General features: G+C 65.9%; 21 protein-coding genes. 6 read left to right on the forward strand and 15 right to left on the reverse strand.

Annotation, left to right across the window (positions count from 1 at the left end; all coding sequences use genetic code 11):
- Positions 1–6 precede the first annotated feature (6 nt).
- From recJ to APZ15_RS15835, 4 genes are all read left to right on the forward strand, one after another.
- Positions 7–1,704, forward strand: a complete 1,698-nt coding sequence (gene recJ / locus APZ15_RS15825) for a single-stranded-DNA-specific exonuclease RecJ (RefSeq protein ID WP_027786972.1) — start codon at positions 7–9, stop codon at positions 1,702–1,704.
- Positions 1,705–1,835: 131 nt separating this feature from the next.
- A protein-coding gene (prfB, locus tag APZ15_RS39340) for a peptide chain release factor 2 (protein WP_099318679.1) occupies positions 1,836–2,940 on the forward strand; the annotation gives its coding sequence in 2 pieces (ribosomal slippage) (positions 1,836–1,916 and positions 1,918–2,940; 1,104 coding nt in all).
- A gap of 82 nt (positions 2,941–3,022) precedes the next feature.
- Entirely contained in the window at positions 3,023–4,549 is a 1,527-nt protein-coding gene (gene lysS / locus APZ15_RS15830) for a lysine--tRNA ligase (protein ID WP_021157678.1), read from the forward strand.
- 347 nt (positions 4,550–4,896) lie between these two features.
- The gene (locus tag APZ15_RS15835; protein WP_021157677.1) at positions 4,897–5,640 is read left to right on the forward strand and encodes a glycine zipper 2TM domain-containing protein; all 744 of its coding nucleotides are present in this window, start codon (positions 4,897–4,899) and stop codon (positions 5,638–5,640) included.
- A gap of 139 nt (positions 5,641–5,779) precedes the next feature.
- On the opposite strand, the gene iscX is transcribed toward APZ15_RS15835, so the two are convergent.
- The 12 genes from iscX to APZ15_RS15895 all read right to left on the reverse strand — a co-directional run bounded on the left by iscX (position 5,780) and on the right by APZ15_RS15895 (position 14,899).
- Positions 5,780–5,989, reverse strand: a complete 210-nt coding sequence (gene iscX / locus APZ15_RS15840; RefSeq protein WP_021157676.1) for a Fe-S cluster assembly protein IscX — start codon at positions 5,987–5,989, stop codon at positions 5,780–5,782.
- 19 nt (positions 5,990–6,008) lie between these two features.
- A complete protein-coding gene (gene fdx, locus APZ15_RS15845) occupies positions 6,009–6,350 on the reverse strand; it encodes an ISC system 2Fe-2S type ferredoxin (protein ID WP_011352558.1) in 342 nt (113 codons plus the stop codon).
- An 88-nt stretch (positions 6,351–6,438) separates the two neighbouring features.
- Positions 6,439–8,307 (reverse strand): Fe-S protein assembly chaperone HscA, encoded by a 1,869-nt coding sequence (gene hscA, locus APZ15_RS15850; protein ID WP_027786970.1) that lies wholly within the window; start codon positions 8,305–8,307, stop codon positions 6,439–6,441.
- A 54-nt stretch (positions 8,308–8,361) separates the two neighbouring features.
- Positions 8,362–8,889, reverse strand: a complete 528-nt coding sequence (gene hscB / locus APZ15_RS15855; RefSeq protein WP_027786969.1) for a Fe-S protein assembly co-chaperone HscB — start codon at positions 8,887–8,889, stop codon at positions 8,362–8,364.
- Between the two features lie 94 nt (positions 8,890–8,983).
- On the reverse strand, positions 8,984–9,307 hold the full coding sequence (iscA, locus tag APZ15_RS15860) for an iron-sulfur cluster assembly protein IscA (RefSeq protein ID WP_012492710.1): 324 nt from the start codon (positions 9,305–9,307) through the stop codon (positions 8,984–8,986).
- Between the two features lie 65 nt (positions 9,308–9,372).
- Positions 9,373–9,780: a Fe-S cluster assembly scaffold IscU gene (gene iscU / locus APZ15_RS15865; RefSeq protein WP_006481982.1), complete on the reverse strand. Its 408-nt coding sequence runs from the start codon at positions 9,778–9,780 to the stop codon at positions 9,373–9,375.
- 68 nt (positions 9,781–9,848) lie between these two features.
- Entirely contained in the window at positions 9,849–11,072 is a 1,224-nt protein-coding gene (locus APZ15_RS15870; RefSeq protein ID WP_021157672.1) for an IscS subfamily cysteine desulfurase, read from the reverse strand.
- 65 nt (positions 11,073–11,137) lie between these two features.
- Positions 11,138–11,677, reverse strand: a complete 540-nt coding sequence (gene iscR / locus APZ15_RS15875; protein ID WP_009691731.1) for a Fe-S cluster assembly transcriptional regulator IscR — start codon at positions 11,675–11,677, stop codon at positions 11,138–11,140.
- A 114-nt stretch (positions 11,678–11,791) separates the two neighbouring features.
- Positions 11,792–12,274 (reverse strand): low molecular weight protein-tyrosine-phosphatase, encoded by a 483-nt coding sequence (locus APZ15_RS15880; protein WP_027786968.1) that lies wholly within the window; start codon positions 12,272–12,274, stop codon positions 11,792–11,794.
- Positions 12,275–12,375: 101 nt separating this feature from the next.
- Complete coding sequence (locus APZ15_RS15885) at positions 12,376–12,603, reverse strand: hypothetical protein (RefSeq protein WP_027786967.1); 228 nt, start codon at positions 12,601–12,603, stop codon at positions 12,376–12,378.
- A 129-nt stretch (positions 12,604–12,732) separates the two neighbouring features.
- Positions 12,733–14,142, reverse strand: coding sequence for a lactate utilization protein B (locus APZ15_RS15890; protein ID WP_027786966.1), 1,410 nt, complete (start codon positions 14,140–14,142; stop codon positions 12,733–12,735).
- Positions 14,143–14,176: 34 nt separating this feature from the next.
- Positions 14,177–14,899, reverse strand: a complete 723-nt coding sequence (locus APZ15_RS15895) for a (Fe-S)-binding protein (protein WP_021157667.1) — start codon at positions 14,897–14,899, stop codon at positions 14,177–14,179.
- A gap of 183 nt (positions 14,900–15,082) precedes the next feature.
- On the opposite strand from APZ15_RS15895, the gene APZ15_RS15900 reads away from it, so the two are divergent.
- Positions 15,083–15,892, forward strand: coding sequence for an IclR family transcriptional regulator (locus tag APZ15_RS15900; protein ID WP_027786965.1), 810 nt, complete (start codon positions 15,083–15,085; stop codon positions 15,890–15,892).
- Between the two features lie 94 nt (positions 15,893–15,986).
- Here the strand turns inward: APZ15_RS15900 and pbpG are convergent, their stop codons facing one another.
- A complete protein-coding gene (gene pbpG, locus APZ15_RS15905) occupies positions 15,987–17,156 on the reverse strand; it encodes a D-alanyl-D-alanine endopeptidase (RefSeq protein ID WP_027786964.1) in 1,170 nt (389 codons plus the stop codon).
- A 652-nt stretch (positions 17,157–17,808) separates the two neighbouring features.
- On the opposite strand from pbpG, the gene APZ15_RS15910 reads away from it, so the two are divergent.
- Complete coding sequence (locus APZ15_RS15910) at positions 17,809–18,375, forward strand: phasin family protein (protein ID WP_006481973.1); 567 nt, start codon at positions 17,809–17,811, stop codon at positions 18,373–18,375.
- A 198-nt stretch (positions 18,376–18,573) separates the two neighbouring features.
- On the opposite strand, the gene lpdA is transcribed toward APZ15_RS15910, so the two are convergent.
- Entirely contained in the window at positions 18,574–20,334 is a 1,761-nt protein-coding gene (gene lpdA, locus APZ15_RS15915) for a dihydrolipoyl dehydrogenase (protein WP_027786963.1), read from the reverse strand.
- A gap of 286 nt (positions 20,335–20,620) precedes the next feature.
- The gene (gene aceF / locus APZ15_RS15920) at positions 20,621–22,264 is read right to left on the reverse strand and encodes a dihydrolipoyllysine-residue acetyltransferase (protein WP_027786962.1); all 1,644 of its coding nucleotides are present in this window, start codon (positions 22,262–22,264) and stop codon (positions 20,621–20,623) included.
- Between the last annotated feature and the right edge of the window lie 67 nt (positions 22,265–22,331).

Here is a 22,331-nt window from a genome sequence, read left to right on the forward strand (position 1 = left end):
CCCCGTATGACCCGGATCGTTACCCGCCCCGTCGCGCCCGCCGACGCCGAAGCGCTCGCGCGCCACGGCCTGCATCCCGTGCTCGCGCGCCTGTACGCGTCGCGCGGCGTGCAGTCCCCCGCCGACATCGAGACCGCGCTTGCGCGGCTCGTCCCGCCCACCGAGCTGAAAGGCTGCGCCGATGCGGCGTCGCTGCTCGCCGACGCGATCGCCGACAAGCGGCGCCTGCTCGTCGTCGCCGACTACGACTGCGACGGCGCGACCGCTTGCGCGGTCGCGGTGCGCGGCCTGCGGATGTTCGGCGCGCAGATCGACTACCTGGTGCCGAACCGCTTCGAATACGGCTACGGCCTCACGCCCGAGATCGTCGAACTCGCCGCCGCGCGCAAGCCCGACCTGCTGATCACCGTCGACAACGGGATCGCGAGCGTCGCGGGCGTCGAAGCGGCGAACGCGCGCGGCATCGACGTGCTCGTGACCGATCACCACCTGCCCGGCGACGCACTGCCCGCCGCACGCGCGATCGTCAACCCGAACCAGCCGGGCTGCGCGTTCCCGAGCAAGCACCTCGCCGGCGTCGGCGTGATGTTCTACGTGCTGCTCGCGCTGCGCGCCGAGCTGCGCCGCCGCGGCGCCTTTGCGAGCAAGGAAGCCGAGCCGCGCCTCGACGGCCTGCTCGACCTCGTCGCGCTCGGCACCGTCGCCGACGTCGTGCGGCTCGACGGCAACAACCGCGTGCTCGTCGCGCAAGGGCTGCAGCGCATCCGCAACGGCCGCATGCAACCGGGCGTCGCCGCGCTGTTCCGCGCCGCCGCGCGCGAAGCGCGCACGGCATCGGGCTTCGACCTCGGTTTCGGCCTCGGCCCGCGCCTGAACGCCGCCGGGCGGCTCTCCGACATGTCGCTCGGCATCGAGTGCCTGATCACCGACGACATCGGCCGCGCATGGGACCTGGCGCAGCAGCTCGACGTGATGAACCGCGAGCGCCGCGAGATCGAGGCCGGCATGCAGCAGCAGGCGCTCGCCGATCTCGCCGACGTCGACCCGGCCGACGCGTGCACGATCACCCTCTTCAACCCCGAGTGGCACCAGGGCGTGATCGGCATCGTCGCCGGGCGGCTCAAGGAAAAATTCCACCGCCCGTCGTTCACGTTTGCGCACGCGGACGACGAAGGCAAGCGGGTCAAGGGCTCGGGCCGGTCGATCGCCGGCTTCCACCTGCGCGACGCACTCGACCTCGTGTCGAAACGCGAACCGGACCTGATCGTCGCGTTCGGCGGCCACGCGATGGCGGCCGGCCTCACGCTCGACACCGAGAACGTGCCGCGCTTCGCCGCCGCGTTCGAGGCGGTCGCGCGCGAATGGCTGTCCGACGACGCGCTCGCCCGCGTGATCGAGACCGACGGCGAACTCGAGGACGCCTACTTCACGCCGCAGTTCGTCGGGCTGCTCGACGAGGCCGTCTGGGGGCAAGGTTTTCCGGCCCCGCTTTTCTCGGGCGAATTCGACGTCGTGTCCCAGTCGCTCGTGAAGGAAAAGCACCTGAAACTGCAGCTTGCACGCGGCCGCCAGCGCTTCAACGCGATCTGGTTCAACCACACGGAACCCCTGCCGGAAAGCGCGCTGGTCGCGTACCGGCTCGTCGCCGACACGTGGAACGGCGTCACGCGCGTCCAGCTGATCGTCGAACACGCGGCCGGCTGAGCGCCCGCCGATGCATGCGCGCCGCGCCGGACGGGGCCGCGGTGCACGCGCGAGCACCGTTTGCGTCACCGGGCAACCCTGCCGATCGGCTATAATTCCGCTTTTTTACGAAGCAAGAATAGCGAGCGATCATGGAAGCGGAACGTCTCAACGCGATCGAAAGCTCCCTGCTCGACCTGCGCAATCGCGCGGGCGAGCTCCGGGGGTATCTTTGACTACGACGCAAAAGCTGCGCGTCTGACCGAAGTCAACAAGGAACTCGAAGACCCGAACGTCTGGAACGATTCGAAGAACGCCCAGGCGCTCGGTCGCGAGAAGAAGCTGCTCGAGGGCGTCGTCACGACGCTCACCGCGCTTGACGGCGACCTGCGCGACGCGCTCGACCTGTTCGAGCTGGCCCGCGAGGAAGGCGACGAAGACACCCTCATCGCGTCGGAAGAAGACGCCGCGAAACTCGAGGCACGCGTCGGCGACATCGAGTTCCGCCGGATGTTCTCGAACCCGGCCGACCCGAACAACTGCTTCATCGACATCCAGGCCGGCGCCGGCGGCACCGAGGCGTGCGACTGGGCATCGATGCTGCTGCGCCAGTACCTGCGCTACTGCGAACGCAAGGGCTTCAAGGCCGAAGTGCTCGAAGAGTCCGACGGCGACGTCGCCGGCATCAAGAACGCGACGGTCAAGGTCTCGGGCGAATACGCATACGGTTTCCTGCGCACCGAAACGGGCATCCACCGCCTCGTGCGCAAGTCGCCGTTCGACTCGTCGGGCGGCCGCCACACGTCGTTCTCGTCGGTGTTCGTCTATCCGGAAATCGACGACTCGATCGAAGTCGAGATCAACCCGGCCGACCTGCGCATCGACACGTACCGCGCATCGGGCGCGGGCGGCCAGCACATCAACAAGACCGACTCCGCGGTGCGGATCACGCACATGCCGACCGGTATCGTCGTGCAGTGCCAGAACGACCGCTCGCAGCACCGCAACCGCGCCGAAGCGATGGCAATGCTGAAGTCGCGCCTGTACGAAGTCGAGATGCGCAAGCGTCAGGCCGAACAGGACAAGCTCGAATCGAGCAAGACCGATGTGGGCTGGGGCCATCAGATCCGCTCGTACGTGCTCGACCAGAGCCGCGTGAAGGACCTGCGCACGAACGTCGAAATGAGCAACACGAGAGCCGTCCTCGACGGCGACCTCGACGACTTCATCAGCGCGAGCCTCAAACAGGGCGTGTAAGCGCCGCGGCGCGGCCTGGCCAGGCCGCGCCCCCTTGCCCTTCCCGTTTGCGTTGCCGCACCCACTCCGAATTCCGACCATCATGACCGAACCGACCCAAACGCAGCCCGCCGTCACCGCGGACGAAAACCAGATCATCGCCGAGCGCCGCGAGAAGCTGCGCGCCCTGCGCGAGCAAGGCGTCGCCTACCCGAACGATTTCCGGCCCGAGCACCACGCTGCCGACCTGCAGGCGAAATTCGCCGACTCGGACAAGGCCGCGCTCGAAGCGAACCCGGTCGAGGTGTCGGTGGCCGGCCGCATGATGCTCAAGCGCGTGATGGGCAAGGCGAGCTTCGCGACGGTGCAGGACGGGTCGGGCCAGATCCAGTTCTTCGTGACGCCGAACGACGTCGGCGCGGAAACCTACGACGCATTCAAGAAGTGGGACCTGGGCGACATCGTCGCCGCGCGTGGCGTGCTGTTCCGCACCAACAAGGGCGAACTGTCGGTCCAGTGCAAGGAACTGCGCCTGCTGTCGAAGGCACTGCGCCCGCTGCCGGACAAGTTCCACGGCCTGTCCGACCAGGAAATGCGCTACCGCCAGCGCTACGTCGACCTGATCGTCACGCCGGAAACGCGCGACACGTTCCGCGCCCGCACGAAGACGATCGCATCGATCCGCAAGTTCATGGACAACGCCGAGTTCATGGAAGTCGAAACGCCGATGCTGCACCCGATCCCGGGCGGCGCAGCGGCGAAGCCGTTCGTCACGCATCACAATGCGCTCGACATGCAGATGTTCCTGCGCATTGCGCCGGAGCTGTACCTGAAGCGCCTGATCGTCGGCGGCTTCGAGCGCGTGTTCGAGATCAACCGTAACTTCCGGAACGAAGGCGTGTCGCCGCGTCACAATCCGGAATTCACGATGATGGAGTTCTACGCCGCGTACACCGACTACCGCTGGCTGATGGACTTCACCGAGCAACTGATCCGCCAGGCGGCGATCGATGCGCTCGGCACCGCGACGATCCAGTACCAGGGCCGCGAACTCGACCTCGCGAAGCCGTTCCATCGCCTGACGATCACGCAGGCGATCCAGAAGTACGCACCGGACTACACCGACGGCCAGCTGTCGGACGACGCGTTCCTGCGCACCGAACTGAAGCGCTTCGGCGTCGACGTGTCGCAGCCGGCGTTCCTGAACGCGGGTACCGGTGCACTGCAGCTCGCGCTCTTCGAGGAAACGGCCGAAGCGCAGCTGTGGGAGCCGACCTTCATCATCGATTACCCGGTCGAAGTGTCGCCGCTCGCACGCGCATCGGATACGGTGCCGGGCATCACCGAGCGTTTCGAGCTGTTCATGACCGGCCGCGAAATCGCGAACGGCTTCTCGGAGCTGAACGATCCGGAAGACCAGGCCGCACGCTTCAAGAAGCAGGTCGAGCAGAAGGATGCGGGCGACGAGGAAGCGATGTTCTTCGACGCCGACTACATCCGTGCGCTCGAATACGGGATGCCTCCGACCGGCGGCTGCGGGATCGGCATCGACCGTCTCGTGATGCTGCTGACCGACAGCCCGACGATCCGCGACGTGCTGCTGTTCCCGCATCTGCGCCGCGAAGACTGATCGCCCCGCCCGCGTGTGCGCCGCGCCCCGCGGCGCGCACGCGTCAGCTTTGTAACGACGCGTAAATCCCTTCGGCCGGCGTCCGCCGGCTCTCGATCCTCCCCCGTTTTATTCCCCCGTCGCGACGGCCTTCTCCGGGTTTTCCCTGTCATAGTCGCCAGCGCCCCGCTGCAATTCGTTACACCTTGATACGGCGCGCCGCTTGCCGGTGGACGACACTCCTTTTGCGTCACCACGCATGACACGGGACCAGAACGAGGCGCAGGAACGCCAAGTCTGCTCGAGCCCGAAGCGTGGGATCCGGCCCGACGCCGCAGTGCCGATCCGGATCGACATCGGAGAAAAAAATGGACAACCAGAATCAGACCACGCCGCAAAAGCAACGCCTCCACCCGCTTATCGCCACCGCCGCCGGCGCCGTCATCGTCGCCAGCCTCGCGGCGACGGCTGCGATCACGGGCATCTTCCCGAAGGCCAGCAGCAGCAACGCACAGAACGGCCAGACCCAGGCCGCGCTGATCGCGTCGCAGCCGGCCGTCGATACGGCCGCGGCGGCCAGCGCCGCGCTGGCCGCGCAAGCCCAGCAGCAGGCGGCGGAACAAGCCGCCGCGCAGCAGAAGGCGGCCGAACAGAAGGCTGCCATCGCGCAGGCCGAGCCGAAGCCCGCGCCGCGCCCGGCTGCACCGCACCGCCGCCATACGACGGCACCGCAGCCGCCGCAATACGCGCAGCAGCCGTCGGCGCCGGCCCAGACCTACTGCCAGAGCTGCGGCACGGTCGTCGCGATCACGCAGACGCGCACGCCGGGCCAGAGCTCGGGGATCGGCGCCGTGGGCGGCGCTGCAGCCGGCGGCCTGCTCGGCAACCAGTTCGGCCACGGTAACGGCCGCACCGCGATGACGATCATCGGCGCGCTGGGCGGCGGTCTCGCCGGCAACCAGGTTGAAAAGCAGGTGCGTGCGGAAACCGACTATCAGGTGCAAGTGCAGATGGAGAGCGGCGCGACGCGCACGTTCACGTACCACAACCCGCCGCCTTTCGGCCAGGGCCAGCGCGTGCGGATCGAGAACGGCACGCTGGTCGGCGCGTAATCGCCTGATCGCATCGGTGCCCCCTGCCCGCGTGTCATACGCGGGCAAGCGGCCTGAAAAAGAAAACGGCTCGTGAGCGATTGCTCACGAGCCGTTTTTTCATGACCGGCCGTCTGCGCCGTTACGGCGCACGCGGTGTTCAGTCTTCGTCGTCGAAATCCGATTCGTCGATCCAGTGGGCCTGGATCGCTTCGAGGATCTTCTCGCCCGAGTGCTTGGGATCGTCGTCGAAACCGTCGAGTTCGAGCACCCACTGACGCAGGTCGACGAAGTTGATCCGCTGCGGGTCGATGTCGGGGTGCTTGTCCGCCAGCGCAATGGCTATTTCACGCGAATCGGTCCATTTCATCGCCTGCCTCCGGTTCCTGTCAGTGATTTTCCTTCGCGTGGTTGATCGAGTACTTCGGAATCTCGACCACCAGGTCCGAATCTTCCTTCACGATCGCCTGGCACGACAGGCGCGACGTCGGCTCGAGGCCCCACGCCTTGTCCAGCAGATCGTCCTCGTCCTCCTCGGACGGTGTCAGATCGTTGAAGCCTTCGCGGATCACCACGTGGCACGTCGTGCACGCGCACGACTTCTCGCATGCATGCTCGATCTCGATCCCGTGTTCGAGCAGGTTGTCGCAGATACTCTTGCCGGGCGTCGCGTCGATCACCGCGCCGTCCGGGCACAGTTCGACGTGAGGCAGCACCACCAGTTGAGGCATGTCCGTTCCGTCAGTCAGGGTGCGGCGCCAGGCGCCGCACGGTTCAATATCGCGCGGGCCGTTACCGGCCGATGCGCAGTTCGTGAGTTCAGATCTCGTCGAGCCGGCGGCCCGACAACGCGCGCTTGATGCTCTTGTCCATCCGGCGCGCCGCGAATTCGTCGGTGCCGTCGGCCAGCGCCTTGGTCGCGGTTTCGATCGCGTCCGTGTCGTCGCCCTGCGCGATCGTGCGCAGCGCCGCGGCCAACGCATCGACCTGCGTGCGCTCGTCCGTGTCGAGCAGCTCGCCGTCGGCCGCCAGCGCAGCCTGCGTCGCCTCGAGCATCCGCTCGGCCTCGACCTGCGCTTCGCGCAGCGCGCGGGCGCGCATGTCGATTTCGGCAGTCTTGAAACTGTCCTCGAGCATCTTCGCGATATCGTCGTCGGCAAGACCGTACGACGGCTTCACGACGACCGACGCCTCGACGCCCGAATGCTGCTCGCGCGCGAACACCGACAGCAGGCCGTCCGCGTCGACCTGGTAGGTCACGCGAATGCGCGCCGCACCGGCCGTCATCGGCGGAATGCCGCGCAGCTCGAAGCGCGCGAGCGAGCGGCAGTCGGCGACGAGCTCTCGCTCGCCCTGCACGACATGGATCGCCATCGCGGTCTGGCCGTCCTTGAAGGTCGTGAATTCCTGCGCGCGCGCGATCGGAATCGTCGAGTTGCGCGGGATGATCTTCTCGACGAGGCCGCCCATCGTCTCGACACCGAGCGACAGCGGAATCACGTCGAGCAGCAGCCAGTCGTCGCCGGTGCCGCGATTGCCTGCGAGCAGGTCGGCCTGGATTGCCGCGCCGAGCGCGACGACCTGATCCGGATCGAGGTTCACGAGCGGCGGCTGGCCGAAATACTTCGCGACCGCGTCGCGAATCACCGGCATGCGCGTCGCGCCGCCGACGAGCACGACACCCTTGATGTCGGCCGGCGTGACCTGCGCGTCGCGCAGCGCCTTGCGGGTCGGCGTGAGCGTACGCTGCACGAGCGGCTCGACGAGCGACGCGAACGTATCGTGCGAGATCGTCTGAACGAGATGCGCACCGCCCGACAGCGTGACGTCGAGCGACGCCTGCGGCGCGGACGACAGCGCTTCCTTCAGCACGCGCACACGGTCGAGCAGCAGGCGCACGTCCTCGGGCGCAAGCGTCTTCGCATCGATGCCGGCCTGCGCGAGCACGTGACCGAACAGCGCATGGTCGAAATCGTCTCCGCCGAGCGCGGAATCGCCGCCCGCGGCCAGCACTTCGAACACGCCTTTCGTCAGCTTCAGGATCGACAGATCGAACGTGCCGCCGCCGAGGTCGTACACCGCGTAGAGGCCTTCGGCCCCGTTGTCGAGACCGTAGGCAATCGCCGCGGCGGTCGGTTCGTTCAGCAGGCGCAGCACGTTGAGGCCCGCGAGGCGCGCGGCGTCCTTGGTCGCCTGGCGTTGCGCTTCGTCGAAATACGCGGGCACCGTGATCACCGCGCCGACGAGGTCGTCGCCAAGCGAATCTTCCGCGCGATAGCGCAGCGTCGCGAGAATCTCGGCCGACACTTCGACGGGGCTCTTCACGCCGTCGACGGTGCGGATCTGCACCATGCCCGGCGCATCGACGAATTCGTACGGCGCGTTCGCCGCGCCTTCGACCTCGGCCTTGCCGCGGCCCATGAAGCGCTTGACCGACACGATCGTGTTGCGCGGATCGGTCGCGGCCTGCTCTTTCGCCTCGTGGCCGATACGCCGGCCGCCCTTTTCGAGGTAGCGGACCACCGACGGCAGCAGCACACGGCCCGCCTCGTCCGGCAGCACCTCCGGTACGCTGTTACGCACGGCCGCGACGAGCGAGTTCGTCGTGCCGAGATCGATCCCGACGGCGAGTCGCCGCTGATGCGGCGCCGGCGCCATGCCCGGTTCGGAAATTTGCAGTAAAGCCATCTTGGTTCGTTCGGGCGCTCGGCCCGTTTGCTGCGCGTGCCGCGAGGCACGCGGTTAAGTTTCGAGGCGCTCGATCTGCGCGCCCACTTCCGACGCGACCCGTTCGATGAACATCAGCTGGCGCACGGCCTCGGCGGCCGCCTGATCGGCGCCGCTGTCGAGCAGCGTGCCGAGACGCTCCACACGAATGCGCCGCTCTTCGCGCAACTCGGCCAGCAGCACGTCGAGCGCGTCGACATTGCGGGCGGCCGCGGCATCCTCGATGCCCTCGCGCCACTCCATCTGCTGCATCAGGAACGCGGGCTCCATCGCGGTGTTGTTTTCCGCACCGATGTCGACACCACGCAGGGACAGCAGATACGACGCGCGCTTCAGCGGATCGCGCAGCGTGCGGTACGCCTCGTTCGCACGGGTTGCCCATTGCATCGCGATGCGTTTCTGCGCATCGCCGGCCGCCGCGAAGCGGTCCGGATGCACCTGCGTCTGCACCGTCCGATAGGCGGCGTCGAGCGCCGTCTCATCGAGCGCGAATTGCGCCGGCAGGTGAAACAGGTCGAAGTGGCTGTCTTTCAGCGAAACCATCGTCGCGTTCAATTCCGGTTCGTCGCACGGCAAACGCCGCACATTAAAAAGGCGGCCCGTGCCGCCTCTTGCCCGCATCGCGCGGAGATCCGCGTCACACGCGGAACGATTCGCCGCAACCGCACTCGTCCTTCACGTTCGGGTTGTTGAACTTGAACCCTTCGTTCAGGCCTTCGCGGGCGAAGTCGAGCTCGGTGCCGTCGATGTACGCAAGACTCTTCGGATCGACGATCACCTTCACGCCATGGCTCTCGAACACCTGATCCTCGGGAGCCAGCTCGTCGACATACTCGAGCTTGTACGCGAGCCCCGAGCACCCGGTCGTGCGAACGCCAAGCCGCAGGCCCATACCCTTGCCGCGACGGACGAGGTATTTCTGGACGTGCTGTGCTGCTTTTTCGGTCAGTGTAATTGCCATGATGTCCTTGCCGCGGCACGCCACCGGGGCCTGCCGCGTTTCGTTCTCTAGCCGCTCGATGCCGCTCAGGCTGCTGCCTGATCGCCTTCCTTGGTGTCGTGGCGCTTCTTGTAGTCGGCCACGGCTGCCTTGATCGCGTCTTCCGCGAGGATCGAGCAGTGAATCTTCACCGGCGGCAGCGCGAGTTCTTCGGCGATCTGCGTGTTCTTGATCGACAGTGCTTCGTCGAGCGTCTTGCCCTTCACCCACTCGGTGACGAGCGAGCTCGACGCGATCGCCGAACCGCAACCGTACGTCTTGAACTTCGCGTCTTCGATCACGCCGTCCGCGCCGACGCGGATCTGCAGCTTCATCACGTCGCCGCAGGCGGGCGCGCCGACCATGCCCGTGCCGACCGTGTCGTCGTCCTTCGCGAACGAACCGACGTTGCGCGGGTTTTCGTAGTGATCCAGAACCTTGTTGCTGTAAGACATGACTCAGACTCCTTGACTCGTTACGTCTGCGTGCGCGAATCCGCCCGCGGGTATGTTCAATCCGGTGCTCAGTGTGCGGCCCATTCGATCGTCGACAGATCGATGCCTTCCTGGTGCATTTCCCAGAGCGGCGACAGTTCGCGCAGCTTCGCGATCTTGCTGTTCAGCAGGTTGATCACGAAGTCGACTTCCTGCTCCGTCGTGAAGCGGCCGACCGTGAAGCGGATCGAGCTGTGCGCCAGCTCGTCGTTGCGGCCGAGCGCACGCAGCACGTACGACGGCTCCAGCGACGCCGACGTGCACGCGGAGCCCGACGACACCGCGACGTCCTTGATCGCCATGATCAGCGACTCGCCTTCGACGAAGTTGAAACTGATGTTGAGGTTGTGCGGGACACGGCGTTCCATGTCGCCGTTCACGTACGTTTCCTCGATCTGCGACAGGCCGCGCAGCAGCTTGTCCCGCAGCATGCGGACGCGCTCGTTTTCCGTCGCCATTTCTTCACGTGCGATGCGGAACGCTTCGCCCATGCCGACGATCTGGTGCGTCGGCAGCGTGCCCGAACGCATCCCGCGCTCGTGGCCGCCGCCGTGCATCTGCGCTTCGATGCGCACACGCGGCTTGCGGCGCACGTACAGCGCGCCGATGCCCTTCGGGCCGTACGTCTTGTGTGCCGAGAACGACATCAGGTCGACCTTCAGCTTCGCGAGATCGATCCCGACCTTGCCCGTCGACTGTGCGGCGTCGACGTGGAACACGATGCCCTTCTCGCGGCAGATTTCACCGATCGTCTCGATGTCCTGGATTACGCCGATCTCGTTGTTCACGTGCATCACCGACACGAGGATCGTGTCCGGACGCAGCGCGGCCTTGAACACGTCGAGGTCGATCAGGCCGTCATCCTTGACGTCGAGGTAAGTGACTTCGAAGCCGTCGCGCTCGAGCTCGCGGCACGTGTCGAGCACGGCCTTGTGCTCGGTCTTCACCGTGACGATGTGCTTGCCCTTGCCCTTGTAGAAGTTCGCGGCACCCTTGATCGCGAGGTTGTCCGACTCCGTTGCGCCGGACGTCCAGATGATCTCGCGCGGATCCGCGTTCACGAGCGCGGCCACCTGTTCGCGCGCTTCCTCGACCGCACGCTCGGCATCCCAGCCGTACGCGTGGCTGCGCGATGCCGGGTTGCCGAACTGCTCGCGCAGGTACGGCACCATCTTGTCGACCACACGCGGGTCGACCGGTGTCGTCGCGCTGTAATCCATGTAGATGGGCAGGTGGAGAGTCTCTTGGGTCATCTGTCGCTCCGGGAATTCTGTGCAGGGACTATGTGCGTTATGGGGTATGGCGGGCGCCTTCGCGCTCACGAACTCGCGATGTTGAACACCGAATTGGGACCGAGCGGCATCGTGCGCACCGGCTCGGCCGGTGCGGCGACGGGCTCCGGCGTGCGGCGATCGCGCAACACCGCAGGGGCGCCCTCGCGTGCGCGCTGCTGATCGACGAGATCCTGCAGCGACACGGAGTCGAGGTATTCGACCATCTTCTGGTTCAGCGTCGACCACAGCTCGTGCGTCATGCAATGGCCGTCGGGCTGCTTCGAGCCGTCGCACGTGCCTTTGCCGCCGCACTGCGTGGCGTCGAGCGGTTCATCGACCGCGATGATGATGTCGGCAACGGTGACGTCCTGCGCGCGACGCGCGAGGTTGTAGCCGCCGCCCGGGCCGCGCACGGATTCGACGATTTCATGCCTGCGCAGCTTCCCGAACAGCTGTTCGAGATACGAGAGCGAAATCCGCTGGCGCTGGCTGATGCCTGCAAGCGTCACCGGGCCCTGCTCCTGGCGCAGTGCCAAGTCAATCATCGCCGTGACGGCGAAACGGCCTTTGGTGGTGAGTCTCATGGTGTCTAGGGGACTGCAATCTTGACGATTTTGGTCAAGTATAAATATTTGACGTTTTTAGTCAAGTATCCATGTCTTTGAAAGGGTATTCGTAGACCGCTGAATACCGCGCGATCAGCGCTCCGTGCGGGGCCGGAGCGTCTCGAGCAGGCCCGCGCACGCGCGCTCGACCTGATCGAGCACCTGCTCGAAGCCCTGCGCGCCGCCGAAATACGGATCGGCCACTTCGGTTTCGGTCGAATCCGGCGCGAATTCCATCAGCAGGCGCACCTTGTCGAGATGCTGCGGCGGACAGCGGCGGCGCAGCTCCGCGAGATTCGCCTCGTCCATCGCGAGCAGCAGGTCGAAGCGCTCGAAATCCGCCGCGCTCACCTGTCGCGCGCGCAGCGCCGACAGGTCGTAGCCGCGGCCGCGAGCGGCCGCCTGCGCACGCGTATCGGGTGGCTCGCCGACATGCCAGTCGCCGGTGCCGGCCGAATCGATCGCGATCCGGTCCGCCAGCGCGGCCGCATCGACCTGATGACGCATCACGCCTTCCGCGGTGGGCGAACGGCAGATGTTGCCGAGACAGACGAAACAGATCGAAACGCGGGTCATCGCACTATCGGAAAGCCGCGGCGAACCGCGCGGGAGAAGAACACGCCATTATACAAAGGCGACCGGAATCGCGCCGCCCGGCAAAGCGACGGCGCCGTGCATTACAGCGCCTTCGGCGCGACGAGCGCGACGTCGCCGGATGCCGCCGGCAGCGGCTTCGCCGCGTCGTCGACCAGCCCGAACGACACCGCACGAGCCAATTCAGCGGATGCCTGGTGAACTGCGAGCGGGCCACGCGACGGCGCATCGGCCATCGCATGCAGATAGGCAGCCGCGGCCAGCGGAACGACGATTGCCAGCGGCCAGTACATCGATATTGTCTTTTTCATGATGCGGACCTCCTTGACCTCGTACCCCGAAACCCGATTCCGGGGACTACAGACGAGATTCTATAGACCGCATCTATCGAGATAAATATCCAAATAGCGAACGCTCTGTTGTCGCCGGATGAACAGTCGTCAGCCGAGGTGGCTTTGCGACGCCGCGTACAGTTCCCGGAACGTGCGCCCGGTCGGGGTCGGCATGTCGCGCGTGTCCATCCAGCCGCCCATCATCGGCAGGCGCCGCAGCGTGCCTCCGGCACCCAGCCGCTCGAGGATGCGCACCGCGAGCTTCGTCGTCAGTGCGTACAGCATCGGCCGCCGCGCGACGAAACCCCATGCGGTGAGCGCCGCCCGCTCGCGCCACGGCCGCAGGTGCCGCTCGACCTGTTTTTCGCGCAGCGTGCGCAACAGATGCGACAGCGGAATCCCGGCCGGGCAGACGCTGTCGCATTCTCCGCAAAGCGTCGCGGCCTGCGGCAGATCCAGCGCGCGATCGAGCCCGACGTAACTCGGCGTCAGCACGGAACCCATCGGCCCCGGGTAGACCCAGCCGTACGCATGGCCGCCGACCTTCTGGTAAACCGGGCAATGGTTCATGCATGCGCCGCAGCGGATGCAACGCAGCATCTCCTGGAACTCGCCGCCGATCAGCCCCGTGCGGCCACCGTCGACGAGCACCACGTAGTTGTGCTCGGGGCCGTCCTCATCGTCCGGCCCGCGCGGCCCGGTCAGCAGCGAGAAATAGTTCGACGTCTTCTGACCCGTCGCGGAACGCGGCAGCAGGCGCATCGCGGTCGCGAGGTCCTCGAGGGTCGGCAGCACCTTCTCGATGCCCGTCACCGCCACATGCACGCGCGGCATCACCGTGCACATCCCCTCGTTCCCTTCATTCGTCACGATCGCGACCGAACCGGTCTCGGCGATCACGAAGTTGCCGCCGGTCACGCCCATGTCGGCCGACATGAAATGCGGGCGCAGCACCTCGCGCGCCTCGCGCGTCATGTCCGGAATCTCGGTGAGCCGCTCGCGGTGGTGCGTGCGCGCGAACAGGTCGGCGATCTCGTCCTTGTCCTTGTGGACGACGGGCGCGATGATGTGGCTCGGCGGCTCGTTGTCGTTGATCTGCAGGATGTATTCGCCGAGGTCCGTCTCGATCGATTGCACGCCCATTTCCGCGAGCACCGCGTTCAGGCGCATTTCCTCCGACACCATCGACTTGGTCTTGATGACCTTCTTCACGTCGTGACGGCGCGCAATGTCGGCCACGAGCCGCGCGGCGTCCGCCGTCGTCTCAGCGAACAGCACGGTCGTGCCGCGCCGCGTCGCCTCCTGCTCGAAGGCCTCGAGCCACACGTCGAGGTTCTCCAGCGCGCGGTTGCGGCGCGCCTTCAGCGCGGCCCGCGTGGCCGGGAAGTCGATCGCGGTCATCGCGTCGGCACGCGCGGACACGAACTTCGTCGACAGCTTCTTCAGGTTCTGCTGCAGGCGCTGGTCGGCCAGCTTCTGGCCGGCGCGCGCCTTGAAATGCATCGATTGGACTTGCATCGCGGTATCGGGGAAAAGTGAGCGGAACCGGGCGTCAGACGTCGCCCGCCAGCACCTGCGCGACGTGCAGCACGCGCGTGTCGCGGTCGCCGGTGCGGCGCAACCGCCCTTCGATGTTCAGCATGCAACCGAGATCGCCGAGCACGACGGCGCCCGCGCCCGACGCGCGCACGTTCGCGCACTTCTCGTCCGCGATGGCCGCCGAGATGTCGCCGTACTTCACCGCAAACGTGCCGCCGAAGCCGCAGCAGTGCTCGCAGTCCTTCATCTCGGTGACCGCAATGCCGCGCTGCGCGAGCAGCGCGCGCGGCTGTGCCTTCACGCCGAGCTCGCGCAGGCCCGAGCACGAATCGTGATAGGTGACGGGCCCCGTGAATTCACCCGGCGCGAGCGAGACCTTCGCGACATTCGCCAGGAAATCGGTCAGTTCGTAGACCTTCTGCTGGAACCGCGTGTAGCGCCCCATCAGCTCGGGGTCGTCGCGGAACAGGTCGCCGTAGTGCGCGCGGATCATCCCGCCGCACGAACCCGACGGCGCGACGACGTAATCGAACTGCTCGAACTCGCGCAGCGTCTTTTCCGCGAGATCGCGGGCGAGCGCGCGGTCGCCCGAATTGTAGGCCGGCTGGCCGCAGCAAGTCTGCGCGGGCGGCACGATCACCTCGTAGCCGGCGTCGCGAATCAGCTTGAGCGCCGAAAAACCGATTTCCGGACGCATCAGATCGACCAGGCAGGTCACGAACAAACCGACTCGCATACGCGCTCCTTCGAGAAAACGGCTCTCATTATCCGCCGTTTGGCCGGCGAGACCAACGCCGGCTCGCGCGCAAGCCCGCACTGCGCGAAACGAGGACTTCCTCGAACGGCGTTCGCTTTTTTCACGATACGAGATACAATCGTTGCAACACCGCTTGCCGCGTCAACCGATTTCTCCCCCGACATGAGCCAACCCACCCCGGATTCCAAAACGTCGATCCAGGTGATCGAACGCATGATGCGGTTGCTGGACGCGCTCGCCGCGCACAGTGACCCCGTGAGCCTGAAGGAACTTGCGCAGCGCACGGAGCTGCACCCGTCTACGGCGCACCGCATCCTCAACGACATGGTGACCTGCCGCCTCGTCGACCGCTCCGATCCCGGCACGTATCGCCTCGGCATGCGGCTGCTGGAGCTCGGCAACCTCGTGAAGGCACGCCTGTCGGTGCGCGACGCGGCGCTGATGCCGATGCGCGAGCTGCACCGCCTCACCGGGCAGACCGTGAACCTGTCGGTGCGCCAGGGCGACGAGATCGTCTACATCGAGCGCGCGTATTCGGAGCGCTCGGGGATGCAGGTCGTCCGTGCGATCGGTGGCCGCGCGCCGCTGCACCTTACGTCGGTCGGCAAGCTGTTCCTTGCAGCCGACGAAACGTCGCGCGTGCGCGCCTATGCAACGCGCACGGGGCTGTCCGGCCATACGCAGAACAGCATCACCGACATCGCGAAGCTCGAGCGCGAGCTGACGATCGTCCGCCAGCAATCGTGCGCACGCGACAACGAGGAACTGGAGCTCGGCGTGCGCTGTATCGCGGCCGGCATCTACGACGATTCGGGCAAGCTCGTCGCGGGCCTGTCGCTGTCGGCACCGGCCGATCGTCTCCAGGATGCCTGGCTCGGCCAGTTGAGCCGTACTGCCCTCACCATTTCGGAATCGCTCGGCTACCGGCCGGCGCCCACGAAGGATGCGGACGGGCTGCAGCGGCAGGCGTAAGCCGCTCCCGCGCTCCCGCAGTAAAAAAGCCCCGCGATTGCGGGGCTTTTTTTCGACCATCGGCGCGGCGGCGAACCGCCACGCCGCCGTGCGATCAGGTCCCACCGTTCGGCGTGTTGGCCGCCGTCAGGCGCTCGCCGCCGCCGGCGTCGAGCCAGTTACGCAGACGCGCCGCGTCGGCGAAGCGCGAATACTTGCCGAACGAATCGAGCAGCACCATCACCATCGGCCGGCCGTGGATCGTCGCCTGCATCACGAGGCATTCGCCCGCTTCGTTGATGAAGCCCGTCTTCTGCAGACCGATGTCCCACGAGCCGTTGCCGCGGATCAGCGCGTTCGTGCTGTTGTAGGCGAGATTGCGCTTGCCCGTGTACACCTCGTAGCTGCGATCGGTCGAGAACTGACGGATCATCGGGTACTGGTACGCCGCATTGACCATCTTCACCAGATCGCGCGCGCTCGACACGTTCGAGCTCGACAGGCCGGTCGAATTCTCGAAATGGGTATCGGCCATGCCGAGCGACTTCGCCTTCGCGTTCATCGCGGCGATGAACGCCGGACGACCGCCCGGGTAATAACGCGACAGCGCGGCGGCCGCGCGGTTTTCCGACGCCATCAGCGCGATGTGCAGCATGTCTTCACGCGACAGCACCGAGCCGACCGACAGGCGCGAGCCCGTGCCCTTCTCGTAGTCGCGGTCTTCGTCGGTGACTTCGATCTGGTCGGCCATCGGCGCCTTCGAGTCGAGCACGACCATCGCCGTCATCAGCTTCGAGATCGACGCGATCGGCACGACGGCGTGCGAATTCTTGTCGAACAGCGGCTCGCCGGAATTCTGGTCGACGACGTACGCGACGCTCGAACGCAGCGCGAGCGCGTCCGGCGTGTCGTGCAGGCCGAACGCCTGGCCGACGCTCTGCCGGCGCGGCTGGAACGCGACCTTGCGAACCGCGCCGTGATGGCCGGCACGCACGCTGTTCGCCGCGAGCGTCACGCGCTTGCGCGACGCCTTTGCGCGCGGCGCATCGGCCGCGGCGACCTTGGCGGATTTGTCGGAGGTAGCCCTGGCCGACTTCTTCTTCGCGGACGAAGCAGGAGCGACAGCCTTTTTCTTGGCGGCTTGTTGGGTCTTCGCAGTGGCGGCAAAGGCGTCAGCGGGCGTGACGGACGCAGTGGTCGCCAGCAAGGCGACAGCGACCGACACAGCCGTGCCGAGCGTCATGCTCTGCAACAATCTGCGCGGTGAAAACGATTCGGCTTTCATTGGGGTCTGGACAAAGCGGGCGGGAGGTTTCCGCAAGTGTAGTTAAAGCTGAAAAAAAGAGCAATATTAGGCACTTACCGATCGTCGTTAAACCGGAATGTAAGGGTTGGCCAACCTCTGACCAATGAACCCTCCCGCTCCCATCGAAAAAATTCATGGGATGCGCTGCCCGACAGTACCCGTCTCCCGATTACACACGGTTAATTGAGATAACGTCACTTCGGAGGCGATTTAAAGCGGGGAAACTACGTATCCGGCGCTCGGGGTGCCTGGGAGCCGGTCTCGGCCGTGGCGGCGGCACGTCGCCACGGTACGCGCATCGAAACGGCGCGTTTTCGACAGGAACAGAAGGATAACGTTCCATGACCCTGTCAGGTTTACCTGTGCATGATCATGGTGCGCCGCGTGCGCCCCGCGTCCGTGCGCACCATCTGGGAGACGCGCGTGAAACCGATTCCGAACGGGCACGATAACTTGTTGTTTTATCGATAATTTGTCGCGATTGTGCAACGCACAAAAAACACTTGACATCCGTTTTCTCTGCCCTAAAATAGGCCTCATTGCTGCGTTGCACAAAGCACGCGCATCCGAGGTTCCCCGTCGTAGTGCCCTTTACCCTGCGATCGACGCGATCGCTTTTCAGGAGCTGGACATGTCCTTGCTGACCCCCGAGCAAATCGCCGCTGCACAGAAAGCCAACCTCGAAAGCCTGTTCGGTCTGACGACCAAGGCGTTCGAAGGCGTCGAGAAGCTGATCGAACTCAACCTGCAGGTCGTGAAGTCGACGCTGGCCGAAGGCCAGGAAAACGCACAGCGCCTGCTGTCGGTGAAGGACGCACAGGAACTGATCGCCCTGCAAGCCAGCCTGTCGCAGCCGGTCGCGGAAAAGGTGCTGTCGTACGGCCGTCACCTGTACGAAATCGCATCGTCGACGCAAGCCGAGTTCGCGAAGGTTGCAGAAGCGCAATTCGAAGAGCAGAACAAGAAGGTCCAGGCACTCGTCGACAACGTCGCGAAGAACGCCCCGGCCGGTTCGGAAACGGCTGTCGCCGCACTGAAGTCGGCACTGAACGCTGCGAACACCACGTACGAAACGGTTCAGAAGGCCACGAAGCAAGCCGTCGAAATCGCTGAAACGAACTTCAACGCTGCTGCTGCCGTCGCAACGAAGGCTGCTACCGCCGCTGCCGCACGTCGTTCGAGCAAGCCGGCCGCGTAAGCGTCCCCTGCTCCTGAAAGAGCCGCGCACAGCGCGGCTTTTTCGTTTCTGGCACCGCACCACGCCGGAATCGCCAAGCCGCCGGCCGTGCTCGAACGGTCGTTTGAGCATCGGCCGCCCGCAAAAGAAAACGCCGCCGCCCGGATCGCCCGGGAGGCGGCGTTTTTTGTGGCCGGCAACATGCCGGCCCCGGTCGCGTTACTTCTTGCGCTGCGGCGGCAGGTCCGTACAGACGCCTTCGTACAGTTCGGCGGCCATGCCGACCGATTCGCCGAGCGTCGGGTGCGGATGGATCGTCTTGCCGATGTCTTCCGCGTCCGCGCCCATCTCGACGGCGAGGCACACTTCGCTGATCAGGTCACCCGCGTTCAGGCCGACGATCGCGCCGCCGATCACCCGGTGGGTTTCCTCGTCGAAGATCAGTTTCGTGAAGCCTTCGTCACGGCCGTTCGCGATCGCGCGGCCCGATGCGGCCCACGGGAACACGGCCTTGCCGTACTTGATGCCTTCGGCCTTGCACTGGTCTTCCGTCTTGCCGGCCCACGCCACTTCCGGGTCGGTGTAAGCCACCGACGGGATCTGCAGCGCGTCGAAGTACGCCTTCTCGCCGTGCGCGGCTTCCGCTGCGACGTGGCCTTCGTGCACGGCCTTGTGCGCGAGCATCGGCTGGCCGACGATGTCGCCGATCGCGAAGATGTGCGGGACGTTCGTGCGCATCTGCTTGTCGACGTCGATGAAGCCGCGATCCGTGACGGCGACGCCTGCCTTGTCGGCGCCGATCTTCTTGCCGTTCGGGCTGCGGCCCACCGCGACGAGCACGAGGTCGTAGCGCTGCGCTTCCGCCGGCGCCTTCTCGCCCTCGAACTTCACGTAGATGCCGTCTTCCTTCGCTTCCGCGCCGACCGTCTTGGTCTTCAGCATCACGTTGCCGAAGCGCTTCGCGTTGTACTTTTCCCAGACCTTCACGAGATCGCGGTCCGCGCCCATCATCAGGCCGTCCATCATTTCGACGACGTCGATCTCGGCGCCGAGCGTCGAGTACACCGTCGCCATTTCGAGGCCGATGATGCCGCCGCCGATCACGAGCATGCGCTTCGGCAGCTGGCGCAGCTCGAGCGCGCCGGTCGAATCGACGACGCGCGGGTCTTCCGGCATGAACGGCAGCTTCACGGCTTGCGAGCCGGCGGCGATGATCGCCTGCTTGAACCTGACGACCTTCTTGCCGTTTTCGCCCTGCACTTCCATGTGGAACGGATCGACGAATGCGCCGACGCCCGTGACCACTTCGACCTTGCGCGCCTTGGCCATGCCGGCGAGGCCCGTCGTCAGTTTCTTGACGACGCCGCCCTTGAAGTCGCGCAGCTTGTCGAGATCGACTTCCGGCTTGCCGAACGTGATGCCGTGCGACGCGAGCGCCGCGGCTTCCTCGACGACGAGCGACGTATGCAGCAGCGCCTTCGACGGGATGCAGCCGACGTTCAGGCACACGCCGCCGAGCGTCGAGTAGCGTTCGACGAGCACGGTCTTCATGCCGAGGTCGGCTGCGCGGAACGCGGCCGAGTAGCCGCCGGGGCCGGCGCCGAGCACGAGCATGTCGCACTCGATGTCGACGGCGCCTGCGTAGCTGCCGGCTTGCGGCGCGGATGCCGGGGCGGCCGGTGCCGGAGCAGCCGCTGCGGGCTTGGCCGGTTCGGGTGCTTTCGCGGGAGCGGCGGCGCCTGCCGCTGCTTCGACGATGGCGATGACGGTGCCTTGCGAGACTTTCTCGCCGGCCTTGACCTTGACTTCCTTGACGGTGCCGGCGACGTCGCTGGGCACTTCCATGGAGGCTTTGTCCGATTCGAGCGTGATGAGCGTTTGCTCTTTTTCGATCACGTCGCCCGGCTTCACGTTGACTTCGATGACATCGACGCCGCTGAAATCGCCGATATCAGGAACCTTGACTTCGATGAGACTCATTACTGTCCCCTTCTTGATTAGCTGCAGACAGAGAGGGAGAAACCCGCGGAAGAACCCACTACTGCGACTACGGCCTGACAAGAGAACGCGACGTTGGGCAGAACCACCTTTGCCGTCCGCCCAAGGACGCGCCTTTCTTTTGGTTACTTTTCTTTGGAAGACAAAGAAAAGTGACCGCCGCCCCGCGCAGGGGCGACGCTAGCAGACCGTTAGCGATACGGGTTCAACGACGAAACGTGGATGACCGACATAAACCCACGCACCCCGCGAGCACACTCCCCGCTCATCAAAGAATGATGCGACGGAAATCCGCGAGCAACGCGCCGAGATACGCATTGAACCGCGCGGCTTCCGCGCCATCGATCACGCGATGGTCATACGACAGCGACAGCGGCAGCGTCAGACGCGGCACGAACTGCTTGCCGTCCCACACCGGCTTCATCTGACCGCGCGACAACCCGAGGATCGCGACTTCCGGCGCATTGATGATCGGCGTGAAGTTGGTGCCGCCGATCCCGCCGAGCGACGAGATCGAGAAGCAACCGCCCTGCATCTGGTCCGGCTTCAGCTTGCCGTCGCGTGCGGCCTTCGACAGCTCGGCCATCTCCTTCGCGATATCGACGAGCCCCTTCTTGTCCGCATCGCGGATCACCGGCACGACGAGGCCGTTCGGCGTGTCCGCGGCAAAACCGATGTGGTAGTACTGCTTGAACACCAGGTTGTCGCCGTCGAGGCTCGCGTTGAAGGTCGGGAATTTCTTCAGCGCGGCGACGACCGCCTTGATCACGAACGCGAGCATCGTGAACTTCACGCCCGCCTTTTCGTGCTCCTTGTTCAGCTGCACGCGCAGCGCTTCGAGCTCGGTGATGTCCGCTTCGTCGTTGTTCGTGACGTGCGGGATCATCACCCAGTTGCGATGCAGGTTCGCGCCCGAGATCTTCTTGATGCGCGACAGCGGCTTCGCCTCGAACGGGCCGAACTTCGAGAAGTCGACCTTCGGCCACGGCAGCAGATTCAGCTCGCCGCCGCCTGCCGGCGCGGCTGCCGCGCCCGGTGCCGCGCGCTGGCCGGTCATCACGCCCTTCACGAAGCCCGTGACGTCTTCCTTCGTGATGCGGCCCTTCGGACCCGAGCCCTGCACGCGCGCGACTTCGACGCCGAGTTCGCGCGCGAACTTGCGTACCGACGGCGATGCGTGGCTGGCGCGGTATTCGCCCGACGGTGCCGCGGCCGGAGCCGGTGCGGCAGCGGCCGGTGCGGCCTTCGCGGGTGCGGCGGCGGGTGTCGGCGCCGGCGCTGCTGCGGCGGGCGCCGGTGCGCTCGCCTGCGGTGCGGCAGCCGCTGCACCTGCGGCTTCGAGCAGCACGATCAGCGTGCCTTCCGACACCGAATCGCCCACCTTGACCTTGATTTCCTTCACGACGCCCGCTGCCGGGCTCGGCACGTCCATCGTCGCCTTGTCCGACTCGAGCGTGACGAGCGACTGTTCCTTCTCGACCGTGTCGCCGACCTTCACGCCGATCTCGATCACCGGCACGTCCTTGTAGTCGCCGATGTCCGGTACCTTCACTTCGAGCGTGCCGCCGGCGGCTGCCGGTGCGGCAACCGGTGCCGCTGCGGCCGGCGCAGGCGCTGCCGCCGGAGCCGGTGCTGCGGCCGGCGCAGCCGCGCCGTTGGCCTGCGCCGCGGCGCCGCCTTCGAGCAGGATGATCAGCGAGCCTTCCGACACGGAATCGCCCACCTTGACCTTGATTTCCTTCACGACGCCGCCTACCGGGCTCGGCACGTCCATCGTCGCCTTGTCCGACTCGAGCGTGACGAGCGACTGCTCCGGCTCGACCGTGTCGCCGACCTTCACGCCGATCTCGATCACCGGCACGTCCTTGTAATCGCCGATATCCGGCACCTTCACTTCGATCGCTTGACTCATCTGTTTCTGTCTCCATGGCCGCGCGCGCTTCTCGCGGAAGCGGCGCGCGGCATCACACGGCGTGTGC

Origin of the sequence: Burkholderia cepacia ATCC 25416, assembly GCF_001411495.1 — a bacterium.
Classification (GTDB): domain Bacteria; phylum Pseudomonadota; class Gammaproteobacteria; order Burkholderiales; family Burkholderiaceae; genus Burkholderia; species Burkholderia cepacia.

Bases quoted from the DNA above. Each gene is read 5' to 3' on its own strand.
- aceF (WP_027786962.1), bottom strand. From the start codon at position 22,264: ATGAGTCAAGCGATCGAAGTGAAGGTGCCGGATATCGGCGATTACAAG.
- APZ15_RS15895 (WP_021157667.1), bottom strand. From the start codon at position 14,899: ATGCGAGTCGGTTTGTTCGTGACCTGCCTGGTCGATCTGATGCGTCCG.
- iscU (WP_006481982.1), bottom strand. From the start codon at position 9,780: ATGTCTTACAGCAACAAGGTTCTGGATCACTACGAAAACCCGCGCAAC.
- APZ15_RS15885 (WP_027786967.1), bottom strand. From the start codon at position 12,603: ATGAAAAAGACAATATCGATGTACTGGCCGCTGGCAATCGTCGTTCCG.
- APZ15_RS15890 (WP_027786966.1), bottom strand. From the start codon at position 14,142: ATGCAAGTCCAATCGATGCATTTCAAGGCGCGCGCCGGCCAGAAGCTG.
- pbpG (WP_027786964.1), bottom strand. From the start codon at position 17,156: ATGAAAGCCGAATCGTTTTCACCGCGCAGATTGTTGCAGAGCATGACG.
- iscA (WP_012492710.1), bottom strand. From the start codon at position 9,307: ATGGCAATTACACTGACCGAAAAAGCAGCACAGCACGTCCAGAAATAC.
- lpdA (WP_027786963.1), bottom strand. From the start codon at position 20,334: ATGAGTCTCATCGAAGTCAAGGTTCCTGATATCGGCGATTTCAGCGGC.
- hscA (WP_027786970.1), bottom strand. From the start codon at position 8,307: ATGGCTTTACTGCAAATTTCCGAACCGGGCATGGCGCCGGCGCCGCAT.
- recJ (WP_027786972.1), top strand. From the start codon at position 7: ATGACCCGGATCGTTACCCGCCCCGTCGCGCCCGCCGACGCCGAAGCG.
- fdx (WP_011352558.1), bottom strand. From the start codon at position 6,350: ATGCCTCAACTGGTGGTGCTGCCTCACGTCGAACTGTGCCCGGACGGC.
- APZ15_RS15880 (WP_027786968.1), bottom strand. From the start codon at position 12,274: ATGACCCGCGTTTCGATCTGTTTCGTCTGTCTCGGCAACATCTGCCGT.
- hscB (WP_027786969.1), bottom strand. From the start codon at position 8,889: ATGGTTTCGCTGAAAGACAGCCACTTCGACCTGTTTCACCTGCCGGCG.
- lysS (WP_021157678.1), top strand. From the start codon at position 3,023: ATGACCGAACCGACCCAAACGCAGCCCGCCGTCACCGCGGACGAAAAC.
- APZ15_RS15900 (WP_027786965.1), top strand. From the start codon at position 15,083: ATGAGCCAACCCACCCCGGATTCCAAAACGTCGATCCAGGTGATCGAA.
- iscX (WP_021157676.1), bottom strand. From the start codon at position 5,989: ATGAAATGGACCGATTCGCGTGAAATAGCCATTGCGCTGGCGGACAAG.
- APZ15_RS15835 (WP_021157677.1), top strand. From the start codon at position 4,897: ATGGACAACCAGAATCAGACCACGCCGCAAAAGCAACGCCTCCACCCG.
- APZ15_RS15910 (WP_006481973.1), top strand. From the start codon at position 17,809: ATGTCCTTGCTGACCCCCGAGCAAATCGCCGCTGCACAGAAAGCCAAC.
- iscR (WP_009691731.1), bottom strand. From the start codon at position 11,677: ATGAGACTCACCACCAAAGGCCGTTTCGCCGTCACGGCGATGATTGAC.
- APZ15_RS15870 (WP_021157672.1), bottom strand. From the start codon at position 11,072: ATGACCCAAGAGACTCTCCACCTGCCCATCTACATGGATTACAGCGCG.